Genomic DNA, 15,586 nt, shown 5'->3' with positions numbered 1-15,586 from the left:
ATAATGCAACAAATCCTAAATCTTTTAGCTTCTTTAAACAATCAAGCTAATTATCGCACACTCTCTCCGCAACAACATAAAGATGTAGAAATTTACCTTAATCAAAAATGGCTTTTAAATCTTGCAAGTAATGATTATTTAAATCTCGCAAGTGATAAAAACCTCAAAGAATCTTTTTTAGATTCAGAGATTTTTAGAAAAAATTGCTTTTTTAGTGCTTCCTCTTCACGGAGCTTAAGTGGAAATTTTGAAATTTATGCTATTTTTGAAGAACTTTTAGAATCTCTTTTTAATAAAAAAGCTCTTTTATTTAATAGTGGATACCACGCTAATATAGGAGTTATTTCTAGACTTAATAATTTAAAAAATGTTTTATTCTTAGCCGATAAATCTATCCACGCTAGTCATATTGATGGTTTAAAGTCTTTTCATAAGACACATTTTAAACGCTTCGCACATAATGATATGCAATCCCTAACTCATCTCTTAGATAAATATCACCATCACTATGAGGCAATTTTCATCCTTAGTGAGGGGCTTTTTAGCATTGAGGGGGATTTTGCCAAACTTCACTCTCTAATTGCTTTAAAGAAACATTTTAAAAATGTTTATTTATATCTTGATGAAGCTCACAGCATAGGAAGCTTTGGAGATAATGGATTAGGATTAGCACAGAATCTTAACTGCTTAGAAGATATTGATTTTTTAATACTCACCTTTGGGAAGGCTATTGGTAGTGTAGGAGCTTGTGTTTTATGCAATCAAGTCTTTAAAGAATATTTTATTAATACCGCTAGAAGTCTAATTTATTCTACAGCACTACCGCCTCTTAATATAGCAATGAGTTATTTTATATTTTCTAAACTTCCATACTTCGAAGAAAATCGTAAGAGACTTAAAGCCTTAAGCCTAAATTTTAAATCCTCTTTAGAGCAATTAGAACTTTTTGAAATTCTAGGGGACTACAACATCTTAAGCATTATTTTAAAAGAAAACCAAAAAGCCCTTTTCTTTCAACAAAAACTTCAAGAATATGGATTTTTCCTCCCAGCAATAAAACCTCCTACTACCGCAAAAAATAGGGCTTGTTTGCGTATCTCACTTTGTGCAAATACCCCACAAGAAAAATTAGAAATATTTATAAAAAATCTCATTAAGATTAATAATGAATATTTATCAGAATATAAAAAATAATAATAAAATATATTTAATATTTGGGGGTTTTGGCGCACAACCTAATCATTTCACGCCCTTTTTCCCCGATAATCTTATCATTGTTTATCATTACCAACATCTAAATTTCACTCCTTTAGAAGACATCTTAACATTGCTAATATCAGAACAAATAGAGATCGAAATTTATGCCTTTTCAATGGGAGTTTGGGTGGCAAATTTATTTTTACAAAACTATAATTCACCAATCTTTATCAAAAAAACCGCTATTAATGGCACAGAATTTGGTATTGATGATATTTATGGGATACCCTTAAAAGTATTTAAACTCACACAAAAAATGTTTAATTTAGAGCATTTTAAGGCTAATCTTTTGGGGCGACACTCCACACAATCACTAAATCTCCTTGATGAAAAATCTCTCAAAGAAGAGTTAGGATTCTTCATTAGCAACCATAAAGCCTTCCAAAAAGGATCTATTTGGGATAAGGTGATTATTTCCAAACAAGATTTAATTTTCCCCACAACTACTCAAGAACTCTTTTGGGGTGGATTCAAGGGTTATCAAGAGCAAATTTTAAGACTAGATTCGCCACATTTTGTATTTTTTGATTGGGCAGTTTTATGAAAGAAACACTCTTAAAAACCTTCAAAAACTCCTCAAAAACTTACACTCAACACGCACTTATCCAACAAAAAATGCAAGATATTCTGCTTCAGAAATTTAAATCTTACACCAACACTTCACACTTTCAAGAAATTTTAGAACTTGGCTGTGGCATAGGATTGTTTTCACACAAAATTGCTAACCATTTTAGCTTCAAACATTTTATCGCTCTGGATATTGTGGATTTTAGCGAATACTTTAACCAAACTTCTATCGAATTTCATTCCGTAGATATAGAGGATTTTAAAAGAATAAAAAATTTTTATCAAGATATAAAAAACGATTTAATAGTATCTAATGCAGTGTTGCAATGGATTAATCAAGAATCCTTCTTTCAACATTTACCGAGCATAGCAAACACTAATTGCTATCTACTTATTGGGGTTTTTGGAGAAAAAAACTTTTTAGAGTTTCAAGAATTATTTGGTATAAGTCTAAATTATCTCAACCCTCAAAAATATCAAAAAATCTTAGAAAAAGATTGGAATATTTTAGAAATAACCCAATCCTTAGAAACCTTAACCTTTAAAACTCCTCTTGATGTATTTAAGCATATAAAAAACACAGGAACAAACGCACTTCATTCTATCCAAATCACAAAAAATCATCTCAAGCATTATGCGCTTAAATTTGAAAATAAACTGACCTATTCCCCACTCTATATTTTGGCGCAAAAAAAGTAGATTCTTATTAAAACAATGTTAGTATTTTAAAAATCCTGCCAAGGTTTAGGCTTAATGAAGGCTTAGATGATGTTTGAAACCCCAACAAAAAAGCTTATAGAAATAAAAACCATTTTCTTACAATCAAAAAATGATTTTTTTAGTGCTTACATTTTGAGGTTAATCTTTTTGCCTCTTTTTTTAATATTAATATTTTGGGCTACTATTTTTTATTTTTTTATCGGGGATATTTTTAATACTCTTTACTCTCTTATACATATAGATTTATCCATTTCCATAAATTGGTTCTCTTGGATTCAAAACCTTTTAGATTCTCTCCTTCAAATAACGCTTCTTTTATTTTTGGGTATCGCATTTTTAGCTCTAACCTTGTTTAGCAATCTTATCCTATGTTCATTTTTAACACCTTTTATCATAGGCTTTATCCACGATAAGCATTATCCCACTAAAGTTATCCATAGCGATTCTTCATTCTTGCAAACTTCTTTAACATTACTTAAGATGCATCTTCTCTATCTCTTAATCCTCTGCCTCCTCATTCCTCTGTATTTCATTCCTCTTATCGGTTCTTTACTGATTTTAATTCCTAATTACTGGCTTTTCTCAAAAGTGCTAATCTTGGATGTGGGAGAGAATATTTTTAACAAAGCAACATTTAAAGAGATTCAAAAAAACTATAAACAAGAAATTAGGAGCATCATTATTCCACTTTTTGGTTTAAGCCTACTCCCTTTATTAAATTTCTTCATACCCTTTTTTGCACTTATTGCACTAACACATTTATTATTTCGATTTAAATCATAAGGAAAATTTATGCAAATACAAATCCAAAGAGCGGTTTTATCTTCTATTCTTTTTGATCCTGCTCAATTAGACAATATCGAAACACAATTAATGCCTGAAGATTTTTCTTACAAACCTCATCAAGATATTTTTGCCGCAATATTAGAATTAAAAAGGCTTGATTTACCCATTGATGAAGAATTTATCTTAAAAAAATCCACACCCTCTCGCCCTATCCCTCAAGAGGAATTGCTTAATATCCTAAGCACAAGTCCTATTGGAGATATTCAAGCTTATGTGGATGAAATTAAAGATTCTGCTACTAAACGCAAATTACACGCTCTGGCTATGAAAATTAATGAAGCTAGTAATCAAACCGATAGCGCAGCCAAAGAAATTATTGATTATCTCCAGAGTGAGCTTTATAAAATCACTAATATACAAGAGAGCAAGAGCTTTAGAGATTCTAAAGAAATTACAACTTCGACCTTAAAATACATAGAAGAAATGAAGCAAAAGGGAAACTCTATCCTCATTGGTATTGATACGGGTTTTCACTCCTTAAACGAAAAAACAACAGGTTTTGGCAAAGGGGATTTAATCATTGTAGCAGCGCGTCCTTCTATGGGAAAAACTACACTTGTTTTAAATATGGCGCAAAAGGCTTTAGATACAGGAAGAGGTGTAGCATTTTTTAGCCTTGAAATGCCCGCCGAACAACTAATGTTAAGAATGTTATCTGCCAAAACCTCTATTGCTTTGCAACACCTAAGGGTAGGGAATTTACAAGATGAAGAGTGGGAACGATTAAGCAATGCTAGTGAAATTATGGTGAATGCTCCTTTATTTATTGATGATAGTAGTCTTTTGACCATTCACCAATTAAGGAGTAAGCTTAGAAAACTCAAATCCCAACACCCAGAAATTGGACTAGCCGTCATCGACTATTTACAGCTTATGAGTAGCGCAAACAACAAAGACCGACATCAAGAGGTTAGCGAAATAAGCAGGGGGTTAAAGATGATAGCAAGAGAACTAGAGATTCCAATAATCGCCCTCTCACAACTTAATCGTGGGCTTGAATCAAGGAGTGATAGACGACCTATGCTTTCGGATTTAAGGGAATCAGGCTCCATAGAGCAAGACGCCGATATTATTCTTTTTGTGTATCGTGATGCAGTTTATAAGCAAAAAGATGAAAAGGAAAAGGAAGAAGCTGCCAAAAAAGAAGGCAAAGAATATAAATCTGCCTTTATCCCCAAAAATGAAGAAGAAGCAGAGATTATAATAGGCAAACAAAGAAATGGACCAACAGGCACGATTAAACTTGTTTTTCATAAGCATTGCACCCGTTTTGTAGATGTTGCTAATAATGCCTTAGAAATCATTTATGAAGATGTTGCAAACACTACACAAACAGAATTTATACCACCGGATATAAACAACATTGATATGCCAACTAACATTTAAGAGCCTCCTCCAAACTGCAACATTATTTCACAACTCTAAAAAAGTAAAAAGATTCTTATCTAAAATTATTTTAAACTATGCAATTCTTTGTTATACTTTAACAAATCTTAAATTATGCACAAAGGAAACACAATGAATATCACCTACACCCTAACCGATGAATCTCCAGCATTAGCTACCTATTCTTTTTTGCCTATTGCAAAGGCTTTCTTAAAAACAGCTGGTATCACCATTACGACCTCAGATATTTCACTCTCTGCAAGAGTCATTGCACAATTTAAAGAAAATTTACAACCCCACCAACGCATCCAAGACGAATTAGCTCTGTTAGGAGAATTAGTCAATAAATCCGATGCAAACCTTATCAAAACTCCCAATATTTCAGCCTCTATCCCCCAACTTAAAGCAACCATTAAAGAGCTACAAGCTAAGGGTTATGCAATCCCTAATTTTCCCGATGAACCAAAAAATCAAGAGGAAAAAGCCATTAAAGAAAAATACCAAAAAGTCTTAGGTTCTGCGGTTAATCCTGTTTTGCGTCAAGGGAATTCTGATAGGAGATGCACAAAAGCGGTTAAAGAATATGCCAAAAAAAATCCTTACAGAGTAACCCCCTTTAGCCAAGATTCTAAAACAAGAGTTTCTTATATGCAAGATGGCGATTTTTTCTCTAACGAAAAGGCAGTCTTAATTACTACTCCAACAAAAGCTAAAATAGAATTCATTGGTAGCAAGGGCGTAGAACTACTAAAAGACAATATTCAATTAGAATCCAATGAAATTTTAGACGCCACTTTCATAAGTGCAAGAGCCTTAGAAGAATTCTATGCCGAACAAATTGCAATTTCTAAAAAGGAAAATTTACTTTTATCACTGCATTTAAAAGCTACGATGATGAAAGTAAGCGACCCTGTCATTTTTGGTTATGCCGTGAAAGTTTATTTCAAAGAGCTTTTTGAAACCTTCAAAGACGAGTTTGAAAAGCTAGGGATTAATCCTAATAATGGAATATCAGAGCTTCTAAGCAAAATAGAATCTTCTCCTTTAAAAGATAAAATTCTGCAAAAATACCAAGAGATTCTTAACAAAAATGCCGCTCTCTCTATGGTAAATTCTGATAAAGGCATTACTAATCTTCATGTTCCTAGTGATGTTATCGTGGATGCTTCAATGCCTGCGATGTTAAAAAATGGAGCAAAACTTTGGAATAAAGAGGGCAAAGAACAAGACACGAACGCCCTCATACCCGATAAAACCTATGCAACAATTTATGAAGCAGTATTAGAGGATTTACACCAAAATGGCACTCTTGACCCAACCAAACTAGGAAGCGTTTCTAATGTAGGCTTAATGGCTAAAAAAGCTCAAGAATATGGCTCTCACGATAAAACCTTTATCGCAAAAGAATCAGGTATTTTTAGAATCTCTGATGAGAAAGGCAACACCCTCTTAGAACATAAAGTCGAAAAAGGAGATATTTATCGTGCCAATCAAGCCAAATATGAAGCGGTGTTAAATTGGATTGATTTAGGGATACAAAGAGCTGATATTACGGGCAATGAAGCCATATTTTGGCTAGATTCTAAACGTCCTAGTAACAAAATTATGATAGATTTAGTGCAAGCCCGCTTAAAGGAACAAGGCAAAAATATTCATATTTTAGCCCCCAAAGAGGCTTGTTTAAGATCCTTGGAAATTATCCGAGCAGGTAAAGATTGTATCTCCATTACAGGGAATGTTTTACGCGATTATTTGACAGATTTATTCCCTATTTTAGAGCTTGGAACAAGTGCAAAAATGCTCTCGGTAGTCCCTATGCTAAATGGTGGAGCTATGTTTGAAACAGGGGCTGGAGGGAGTGCACCAAAGCAAGTAGAACAGCTTGTAGAGGAAAACCATTTGCGTTGGGATAGTCTAGGAGAGTTTTTAGCCCTCCAAGCAAGTTTAGAATTTTATGCGCAAAAAAATAATAACCGCCAAGCAAAAGTATTAGCAGCATCTCTTGATACAGCCATTGGCGAATGGCTAAACAATAACAAAGCTCCTTCAAGAAAGGTTGGAGAGGATGATAACCGCACAAGTCATTTCTATCTTGCAATGTATTTTGCCAAAGCCCTCTCACTACAAAATGAAGATTCTAAACTCCAGGCACATTTTGCAAATATCACTAAAGAATTTGAGGAAAATGCAGAAAAAATCCATCAAGAATACCTCAAAACACAGGGTGTTAAAGTAGATTTAGGCGGATATTATAAGTTTGATGATGAAAAATGCCATAAGATTATGTGTCCTAGTACCACCTTTAATGCCATTATCGATAAAATCTCAAGGGGATAACCCTCTCCTTACATCCCCATTATAAGAGTTTTTAAGGACATATTTTCTTAATGTATCTCTTGCATTATGTAAATGCTTTTAACCTAAAAAGCTTCTCTCAAGCCTCTGTCTTGTTCTTTAATAAATACAAAGCAAGAGATATGTAAATTTTATTTTTAGGTAAATTAGTATATAGTTTAATCGTTTCATTTAAGCTACTAAAAAGGATAAATAGTGCAATCACGACACACAGGCATCAAACAAAAATCTCTACTTGCTACTAATATTAAAGTAGAGCAACTTTTAGCGGATAATTTACCCCCCCCCCCGCAGAATATAGATAATAACTTCCAAATACTAGATTTAGGTGCTGGCAAAGGCTTCTTTACCAAAATAATTTATACCATTCTTGAGCAAAAGGGTTTTACACCTCAAAACCATCTCAAAGCTTGTGATTGCAATTTGGGAGAATATGCCTTCAATGAATTCATTCCGTGCGAATTTGGAGATTTTAATCAGGGTTTAAAATACGAAGATGATAGCTTTTATTGCGTTATTTCTATGGAAGTTATTGAACACCTAGAAGATCCCTTTAAATACCTTAGAGAAACTGCGAGAATAATTAGCAAAGGAGGCTTCCTGCTCCTTACAACACCCAATATCTTGAATCTTGCCTCAAGAGTTCGTTATTTTTTTAATGGCACCTATCAACTTTTTGGATTTTTACCCCAAGATCCTTTATTGTTTAGAGGCTGTTACCAACATATTAACCCACTCTCTCTTGTATATCTAAGCTTTATATTAAAAAAGAATAATTTTAGATTGGAGGTTACGACAGATAGATTCAAAAAATCCTCATTATTCCTCTATTGCATTACAAAGCCCTTTTTCTTATTGGCTAAATTCCAAACCATCAAAAGACTTCAAAATAAAGAAAAACAACTTTATGAAGAAAATAAAGATATTATCCCATTAATGTATTCTAAAACTATTTTTTGTGGCAGAACGCTCATTATTAAAGCCATAAAGCACTAATAACCATATCCCAATAAGGCTATTATTTACCTAGAATCTACTAGCCTTTTGGGATTATTGAAAAGCCTAATTAAAGATTTATTGTATAGCCAAGATGTATTTAAAGATTTAAAAACAAAAAACCGCAGGGATTATCTTTTACAAACCCTAAACAATCTACCCAACAAAAATAAAATAGATTTTTAGGATGTTAAGTGAAGTTTTATTAAAGTTTTATTAGAGTTTTTAAAGCCTTAAGAGATTTTATCAGGGTTTAAAGCAAATAACTTATTGCTACTTTTTGCAGAGATATTTCTTGGTTTATTTTCAAGAAAATCACTCTTAAGTCGCAAATTATGTTGATTGAATACTATTCATTAAAGGTGTTATTGTTATGTATGCAGATTCTGCCTTAAGTTTAATTGTGCCTCTTTGCGTGATTGCACTTGTTTTTATCACAAAAAGAGTAGTCTTGTCTTTATTTATTGGTATAGTCTTAGCTGGGGTTATGATAAGCTATCATAAGACTATTGCAAATGGAACTACTTTTGATATTGGTAGCCTAGTAGAAGTAATTTTTTATGTTTATAAGAGTATTTCTAGTGTTTTTTATAGTTTTAATGAATCAGGCAATATCCAATGGGAAAGCTCTAACCTCTATGTATTTGGCTTTTTGATTATCTTAGGGATTATCACACAAATGATAACATATTCTGGAGGAATAGCCGCTTTTGTGCAATGGGCAAGAAACAAAGTAAGCACAGCAACAGGTTCAGAGTTTTTAGCCTTTATTGCTGGTATTGTGATTTTCATTGATGATTATTTTAATGCTTTAACCGTTGGGCAACTTACAAAGTCTTTAAACGATGCCAATCACTCTACTCGTGAGAGACTTGCTTATATCATTGATTCAACTTCAGCTCCGGTATGTATTTTAATGCCTATTTCAAGCTGGGGAGCCTATATTTTAGGAGTTATGGCAACATTAGGCGAAGGACAAGACTTTTTTGTTCTGCTCTCAAGTATTTGGGCGAATTATTATGCTTGGTTTGCTCTTTTTGCAGTTTTTTTAACCATTTATTGGCAAATCAATCTCCCTGCTATGAAAAAATACAAAAATGTAGGTGTTCGTGATTTTCTCTCTATCAGCCAAAAAGAGGGTAGCCATGTAAGATTATTAGTTGTGCCTATTTTTGCGTTGATTGCTTTTATAACGCTTTTGATTTTATGGACAGGCTATAAAGAGAGTGGCAAATTTGATTTATTGGAAATGTTAGCTAATACACAAACAGGCTTCTCCCTCTTTTGGGGTGGGTTTGGTGCTTTAATGCTTAATCTTTTAATTTCGTGGAAATATTTAGAAAAAAGAGCCTTCTTTCCTATTTTTAAAATTGGCACTTATTCAATGATTCCTGCGAGTTTTATTTTAGTCCTTGCTTGGAGCATTGGACCGGTTATCAAAGAAGATATGCAAACAGGAATCTATTTAGCCAATCTTGCAAAAGTTTGGCTAGAGGGGGGAGTAGGTTATGCCTCCGTAGCTATTCCTCTAGCAGCTTTTGTGATTTCTGCATTTATTACATTTTGCACCGGCACAAGCTGGGGAACTTTTGCCATTATGCTACCTATTGGTTTAAATCTAGCAACCATTAATGATGTAGAATTTGCATTTGTAATGTCCGCCGTTCTTTCTGGAGCAGTTTATGGCGACCACGCTTCACCTATTTCAGACACTACAATATTATCAGCAACGGGTGCTGGTTGTTCAGTCGAGAGCCATTTTATCACGCAACTACCTTATGTAAGCACAACGGCTTTGGTAGCCTTTGTTAGTTTTGCAATGGCAAGTTATTTTGATTCGATTTTTTTAGGTTACGCTGTGGGTATTTTATTGTTATTAGGTATTTTTGGATTATATAAAAAATTTTATAATTAACCCTAATCATTGAATCCCATTTACCCCAAAGTGCTTTGGTGTAAAATTTATAGAAAATTTAGTAAAAAATACTATAATCCCTAACTTTTTAATCAGGATAGAGAAAAATGTTTCGTTTTATTATTTTATGGATTGCCTCATTCGCAACAATTTTTGCAGATGATCTTGTCAATTCTAAAGCTTTCAATCTAATTAACGCACAAGATGCTTATAAGCAAGGTATTACAGGTAAAGGCGTCAATGTTGGCGTTGTAGATTCTGCTATCAATAAAAATCATATTAGTCTAAGGAATAAAGTAGGTAAAGAATTAACATCTAACCTCTCTAATAATGGACACGGAACGCATGTAGGAGGCATTATTGCTGGAGAGAGACTGGATAATACTAAACCCTATGGTGTGGCTTATAATTCTATGCTTTATTCTCGGCAAATCTTTGGTGGTCCCATCCTTCCTCTTGGAGATTTTTTTACAAAAAATGGAGTAAAGATTATTAATAATAGCTGGAATACCATCGACATTAACTATGCCAAACATTCAAACAAAGACTCAAACTATTTTTTACGGCAAGCTTCTGGTAGATTTTATAGTAAAGAATTATATGATTTAGCACAAAAAAATCAGACCTTACTCGTGTTTGCTAGTGGGAATCAAGGAATCATTTCTTCTGGAGTATTTTCTATTTTGCCAACCTTTGATGAAAATTTACGTTCTATTATTAATATTGGTGCTTTAAACGCTGATGGTGTTTTTAGAGATGGGAACAAATTAAGAATAACTTCTCAAGGAGCGCCAACATTTAGCAATAGTTTTTTAAAAAGTGAAAATTATTCTTTAATGGCTTTTGGGGTATCAATTAATAGTGCTGATGGCGCAAATGTAAATGGTTATAGAAAAGCAACCGGAACTTCTATGGCAGCTCCTATGGTGAGTGGTGCAGCGGCACTAGTGGCACAGAAATTTCCCTTTTTAAATGGTAAGCAAATCGCAGATATTTTATTAAGCACGGCTAATAAAGATTATCAAGCTCCTAAATTGGTAGTGAAAAAAAGCTACCAAAATGGCAATAAGTTTTCAATTGCTTATATTGATAATGCCCCCCCCCCCCGCTGAAGATAGGGATACCATTAAGCGAGACTTAATAGCAGAGGGCTATACAGAGGCTCAAGCAAATAATATCCTCAATAATCTTAGCACGAACAACTCGCAATACGATAGGGTTTTTCAAGTTAGTAGAGAAACTATCTTTGGACAAGGCATTTTAGATGTAGGTAAGGCTATAAAAGGTCCTGCTCTTTTAGATGCAAATAGACTTAATCTAGGAGATATCCTAAATATTAATGGCAAAAAAGAAGCTTATTATACTTTTAATACACAAAACTATGAAGGAAGTTTTGATAATGATATAGCGCAAAAAAAGTGGGATGATAAGATCCATTTACTCACCGCATTAAATTCGCCAAGAGATCAGATTCAAAATTTAGATGTAGGTCTTATTAAACGAGGAAGTGGGCATTTAATCCTTTCAGGAAATAATACTTATCAGGGAAAAACCATCATACAAGAAGGCAAGTTAAGCTTACTAAAGAGACAGAATCAAAGTGGTGGTATATTGGATTCTGAAGTAAGGGTTTTACAAGGTGCAAGCTTTGGCGGAAATGGAATAGTTAAGAAAGATATTTACAATGAAGGAACGGTTCGTGCTGGAAATGTAGATTTGCAGGATTTAAAAGTTCTGGGAACTTACATTCAAAACAACAATGCTCATCTACAACTTGAATTTGGAAATTCCAAAAATTCAAAACTAATAGCAAAAAATTATACTATTAATGGTGGGAGTTTAGAATATATTCCAATACCTGCTTTCTATACTAATGGACACATTATAGACCTTGATTTAGGCGACTTAAAGCCACATATTAGTAGCTTTGATGATATGAAGATTCTCCATAACAATAGTATGGAATTTTCCGTTTTAGGCTCTGATACCACAACTAGCAACAAACCATCAAATCAACTCATTAATGCAGGTGGTGTCATTAGAATAGTCCCCACAGTAAAGCTTGAAGCCTATAACAACATTGAAAATAATACCACAGCAAGTGCTTTAAGGAGTATTCGAGAAAGAGATGATTTGAGTGAATCTTATAAGAAACATTTTACTTTCTTGGATTATGTCAATTCAAGTGCTCAAAACACAGACTTATCAAGCATAGAAAGTTTAGATGGTTTAAAAAATATAACTGAAATTTACACGCAGTATTATCAAAATATTCACAACAATTTTATCCTTGCTCTAAATCAGAGTTTCACACAGGAATATTTAGCACAAAATACTAAAAAGGACCCCATTTTACTTGCTTCTATTGCTTCTTATGATTTTTCTCCTCTTCTTGATCAAGAGCAAAAAACTTCTATATTTTATCTAAGTCCGCGTTATAAGAAAATCTTTGGCAAAGATTATAGTGGGAATCTCAAAAATATAGGCTTGAACTTAGGCTTACAAACAAATGAAAATGGCTATGGTATTTTTAATCTCAATGTCTTTAATGCCAATCTTGATTTTAATTATTCAAACCTCAGAACAGATGGAGGAAGCGCATCTTATAATCACAATCTTAAATTAGAACATTTTAATGTTCTAAGCAGTGTTTCTTTGGGTGCTTTTAAAAACCATATGCAAAGAACGACTTTTCTTAGAGATAGCAGCATTGAAAGCTCTTATTATAGTTTTTTAAGTTCAGTACAACTTGGTTTAACGAAAGATTTTGATGTGAATACTCTCAGATTCACTCCTTTATTTTATTTCAATTATTCACATCTCTTCCAAGAAGGATTTAATGAAAATCAAGCGGCTTTTTCAAAATCTTACAATTCAATCAGTCACAATAGCACCTCTCTTGCTGCTGGTTTAAATGTTTCTTATTTACTAGAACATAAGACTTTCACTAATCAATTTTCAAGCTTTTTAATTTATGAACATAGATTAAGTGGTAAAAATCTTAGGCTAAAATCCAATTTTAGAGATTTTCCTGAATTTCCCCTAGAGCAACACTATCAACTTCCAACAAAGCTTGTAAGTCTTGGTGCTGGTGTAGATTTCTTCTTTGATAATTCATTTTTCACTAGCTTTAAGGTTATTAATGAGTTTGTGCAAAATCAATACAATCTCAACATCTTAATGAATGTTGGGTTGAAATTCTAAAATAACAAACCCTAGCTAGGTTTGTTTCGACAAAATCTCACCAAACTTCCATTAAGTCCATATTAACCATCTAACCAACAGGTAGCCTAGTTGCTTTTGTGATAAAAGCCATCCATTTTTTACAATTACTTGGCTCTGGCTTTCAAAACCTAATGAAAAAATAATATTATCATTAGTAATTTCTATTAACCTAGAATCATTTAGTCTATCAAACCCAAAATCTTTTTAGGCTAATCAATCTTTGAAACAATGTTTTAGCCGCTTTAAATTCTCTTATGGTTTGTTAGTAATCCTTAATTATTTACTCAATCTTTACTAAATCCTACACTTAGATTTTACCTTATCCTCCTATAATACAATATGATGAAATTCAATACTAAAGGATCGTGAATGAAAAAAGTTATTTTGACAAGTGCTATGCTTTGTAGTGTTTTATTTGGGGTTCAAGAATATCAAGCAAATTTAGCAGGGCATATTGTTGTGGATTCCAAAAGCACAGTGGTGCCTCCTAAGGATGCCCCTGATTTTTTTAAAACCTATGGGAAATTTGCAAATTTGACTAGAGAAGAAAAGATTGGCACTTTTAAATCTAAAGGCAAATCCAAAGGCAATAGAGAAACAGATTTTTATTTGCCTTTTAAAAATCAACCCATACAAGGGCATAGTGGGATAAAATATATTCCTAAAAAAGATGTTTTTTGGGTGATTACAGATAATGGTTTGGGTAAAAAGTATAATTCTTATGACGCTATGCTTTATGCGCATAAGTTTCAATTTGATTTTAAAAACTCAAAATATCAGCTTTTAGAAACAATCTTTTTTAAAGATAAAAATAAAAAATATCCCTATCCTATAACCACTGAAACAACCAAAGAAAGGTATTTAAGTGGGGCTGATTTTGATACTGAGAGCATACAAATTATCGACGATGAATTTTACATAGGTGATGAATTTGGTCCTTATTTACTTCACTTTGATAAAAATGGGATTTTAAAAGAAGTTTTTGATGTTTATGTGGAAGGTAAAAAACTTATTTCTCCTGATAATCCAAGTTTAAAATTTAGCGATAAACCAGATGGAGAAAATCCCAAATTTAATATCAAACGTTCTAAAGGTTTTGAGGCTATGGCAAGCTCTAAAGATAATTCTAAACTTTATTTGCTTTTAGAGGGAAGCATTTATGATAACAACACTTACGAAAATGAAAAAGGTAAAGAATACTTAAGAATCGTAGAATTTGATGTAAAAAATAAAAAATTCACTGGTAAAACTTATAAATATTTCTTAGAAGATAAAAGCCATTCCATAGGTGATTTTAATATGATAGATGATAAATACGGCATCATCATAGAAAGAGATCGAAAAGAAGGCACTAAGGATAAGGCTTGTAAAGAAAATGAGGATACTAAGCATTGCTTTAACAACATAGCTGAATTTAAAAGAATCTATAAGGTTAAATTAGATGATAAGACTTATGAAGCTCAAAAAATTTCTTATATAGATCTTTTAAATATCAAGGATAAAAATAAAATCTCTAAAAAGCCTTTGGTAAATGATAAATTTGTTTTTCCTTTTGAAACTATAGAGGGTGTGGATATAGTAGATGATTCTCATATAGTAGTAGAAAATGACAATAATTTCCCTTACTCTTCAAGCAGAGAACCCAATAAAACCGATGATAATGAATTCATTTTACTGGAAGTAAAAGATTTTTTAAAGAGCAAATGATGTCAAAAGTGATATTGCTTGTGCTTGATGATTTAAATTTTAAAAGCGCTAGTATAAATATGGGATATTTAAACGCACTTTGTAAAGAAAATTTTAGGTAAATTTTACTCCTATACATTCTATGAATATAGATGATACAGGACATAAATTTATTCTTTAGCGAATTTTTGCATATTTTTGAGTCTAAATTTTACCTATAAAGCATTATAAACTCTTTACAAATCAGTTTTATTTCTAGTGTTTTTGGACTTTAATAGGTCTTTTGGCGAGTTATTCTTTATTTGTCTTAACCCCATCTAAAATATGTAAATTCTTTTTTCTTTAAACATTATGATAAGTAATTTTTCAGGAGTTCCTTTAGCTTCTGCTTTTATCATAGTTCTTGGGAGCAATGGTGTAGTTAATGTGCTTTTAAAAAATTTAGGTATAGAGCCTTTATTAGTATTTATGTTAATTTTGGTGTAAATATCGTTTATGTATATTTTCAAATTCTTTTGGCAGTCCTACTTTTACTTCCTGCTTTTAAAAGCCTTGAAATTAGCATTTAAATGCTTGCAGTTTAGCCACTTCTTAAATTCTTTTGTGATAAAATGAGCTAGAAGCAGAATCCCA

The 15,586-nt window shown here is 32.5% G+C and carries 11 protein-coding genes and 2 pseudogenes; all 13 read left to right on the top strand.

The features are described from left to right. Positions 1-3: 3 nt before the first annotated feature. Complete coding sequence (locus C6H18_RS02735; RefSeq protein WP_104721579.1) at positions 4-1,194, top strand: aminotransferase class I/II-fold pyridoxal phosphate-dependent enzyme; 1,191 nt, start codon at positions 4-6, stop codon at positions 1,192-1,194. Further along, complete coding sequence (locus tag C6H18_RS02730) at positions 1,166-1,801, top strand: pimeloyl-ACP methyl esterase BioG family protein (protein WP_104721578.1); 636 nt, start codon at positions 1,166-1,168, stop codon at positions 1,799-1,801. Before C6H18_RS02735 ends, C6H18_RS02730 begins: the two co-directional genes overlap by 29 nt. Beyond that, positions 1,798-2,523 carry a methyltransferase gene (locus C6H18_RS02725; RefSeq protein ID WP_104721577.1) on the top strand — a complete coding sequence of 242 codons (726 nt, stop codon included), beginning with the start codon at positions 1,798-1,800 and terminating at the stop codon, positions 2,521-2,523. Before C6H18_RS02730 ends, C6H18_RS02725 begins: the two co-directional genes overlap by 4 nt. A gap of 69 nt (positions 2,524-2,592) precedes the next feature. Next, complete coding sequence (locus tag C6H18_RS02720; RefSeq protein WP_104721576.1) at positions 2,593-3,327, top strand: EI24 domain-containing protein; 735 nt, start codon at positions 2,593-2,595, stop codon at positions 3,325-3,327. A gap of 9 nt (positions 3,328-3,336) precedes the next feature. Then, complete coding sequence (locus C6H18_RS02715; protein WP_104721575.1) at positions 3,337-4,776, top strand: replicative DNA helicase; 1,440 nt, start codon at positions 3,337-3,339, stop codon at positions 4,774-4,776. 132 nt (positions 4,777-4,908) lie between these two features. Next, the gene (locus C6H18_RS02710) at positions 4,909-7,113 is read left to right on the top strand and encodes an NADP-dependent isocitrate dehydrogenase (RefSeq protein WP_104721574.1); all 2,205 of its coding nucleotides are present in this window, start codon (positions 4,909-4,911) and stop codon (positions 7,111-7,113) included. A gap of 213 nt (positions 7,114-7,326) precedes the next feature. Next, the gene (locus tag C6H18_RS02705) at positions 7,327-8,127 is read left to right on the top strand and encodes a class I SAM-dependent methyltransferase (RefSeq protein ID WP_158654853.1); all 801 of its coding nucleotides are present in this window, start codon (positions 7,327-7,329) and stop codon (positions 8,125-8,127) included. Positions 8,128-8,500: 373 nt separating this feature from the next. After that, positions 8,501-10,042, top strand: a complete 1,542-nt coding sequence (locus C6H18_RS02700) for a Na+/H+ antiporter NhaC family protein (RefSeq protein ID WP_104721572.1) — start codon at positions 8,501-8,503, stop codon at positions 10,040-10,042. Between the two features lie 107 nt (positions 10,043-10,149). After that, entirely contained in the window at positions 10,150-11,154 is a 1,005-nt protein-coding gene (locus C6H18_RS02695) for a S8 family peptidase (RefSeq protein WP_104721571.1), read from the top strand. Beyond that, positions 11,102-13,246, top strand: a complete 2,145-nt coding sequence (locus C6H18_RS02690) for an autotransporter outer membrane beta-barrel domain-containing protein (RefSeq protein ID WP_104721570.1) — start codon at positions 11,102-11,104, stop codon at positions 13,244-13,246. The genes C6H18_RS02695 and C6H18_RS02690 overlap by 53 nt, the downstream gene beginning before the upstream one ends. Positions 13,247-13,636: 390 nt before the next feature. Next, positions 13,637-14,974, top strand: coding sequence for an esterase-like activity of phytase family protein (locus tag C6H18_RS02685; protein ID WP_104721569.1), 1,338 nt, complete (start codon positions 13,637-13,639; stop codon positions 14,972-14,974). Beyond that, a pseudogene (locus C6H18_RS02680) lies at positions 14,971-15,085 on the top strand (alkaline phosphatase family protein); the annotation flags it as partial. The gene C6H18_RS02685 and the pseudogene C6H18_RS02680, both read left to right, overlap by 4 nt. A gap of 36 nt (positions 15,086-15,121) precedes the next feature. Continuing rightward, a pseudogene (locus C6H18_RS02675) lies at positions 15,122-15,536 on the top strand (ABC transporter permease); the annotation flags it as partial. Between the last annotated feature and the right edge of the window lie 50 nt (positions 15,537-15,586).

The sequence above is a fragment of the Helicobacter mesocricetorum genome, assembly GCF_900198605.1.
Lineage (GTDB): Bacteria > Campylobacterota > Campylobacteria > Campylobacterales > Helicobacteraceae > Helicobacter_D > Helicobacter_D mesocricetorum.
The sequence above is the reverse complement of the archived record's forward strand: the minus strand, read 5'-3'. Positions and strand labels throughout refer to the sequence as shown.

What these genes read in the sequence shown, in the direction of transcription:
- C6H18_RS02735 (WP_104721579.1), top strand. Translation starts at nt 4, where the DNA reads ATGCAACAAATCCTAAATCTTTTAGCTTCTTTAAACAATCAAGCTAAT.
- C6H18_RS02685 (WP_104721569.1), top strand. Translation starts at nt 13,637, where the DNA reads ATGAAAAAAGTTATTTTGACAAGTGCTATGCTTTGTAGTGTTTTATTT.
- C6H18_RS02710 (WP_104721574.1), top strand. Translation starts at nt 4,909, where the DNA reads ATGAATATCACCTACACCCTAACCGATGAATCTCCAGCATTAGCTACC.
- C6H18_RS02715 (WP_104721575.1), top strand. Translation starts at nt 3,337, where the DNA reads ATGCAAATACAAATCCAAAGAGCGGTTTTATCTTCTATTCTTTTTGAT.
- C6H18_RS02725 (WP_104721577.1), top strand. Translation starts at nt 1,798, where the DNA reads ATGAAAGAAACACTCTTAAAAACCTTCAAAAACTCCTCAAAAACTTAC.
- C6H18_RS02695 (WP_104721571.1), top strand. Translation starts at nt 10,150, where the DNA reads ATGTTTCGTTTTATTATTTTATGGATTGCCTCATTCGCAACAATTTTT.
- C6H18_RS02730 (WP_104721578.1), top strand. Translation starts at nt 1,166, where the DNA reads ATGAATATTTATCAGAATATAAAAAATAATAATAAAATATATTTAATA.
- C6H18_RS02700 (WP_104721572.1), top strand. Translation starts at nt 8,501, where the DNA reads ATGTATGCAGATTCTGCCTTAAGTTTAATTGTGCCTCTTTGCGTGATT.
- C6H18_RS02720 (WP_104721576.1), top strand. Translation starts at nt 2,593, where the DNA reads ATGTTTGAAACCCCAACAAAAAAGCTTATAGAAATAAAAACCATTTTC.
- C6H18_RS02690 (WP_104721570.1), top strand. Translation starts at nt 11,102, where the DNA reads ATGGCAATAAGTTTTCAATTGCTTATATTGATAATGCCCCCCCCCCCC.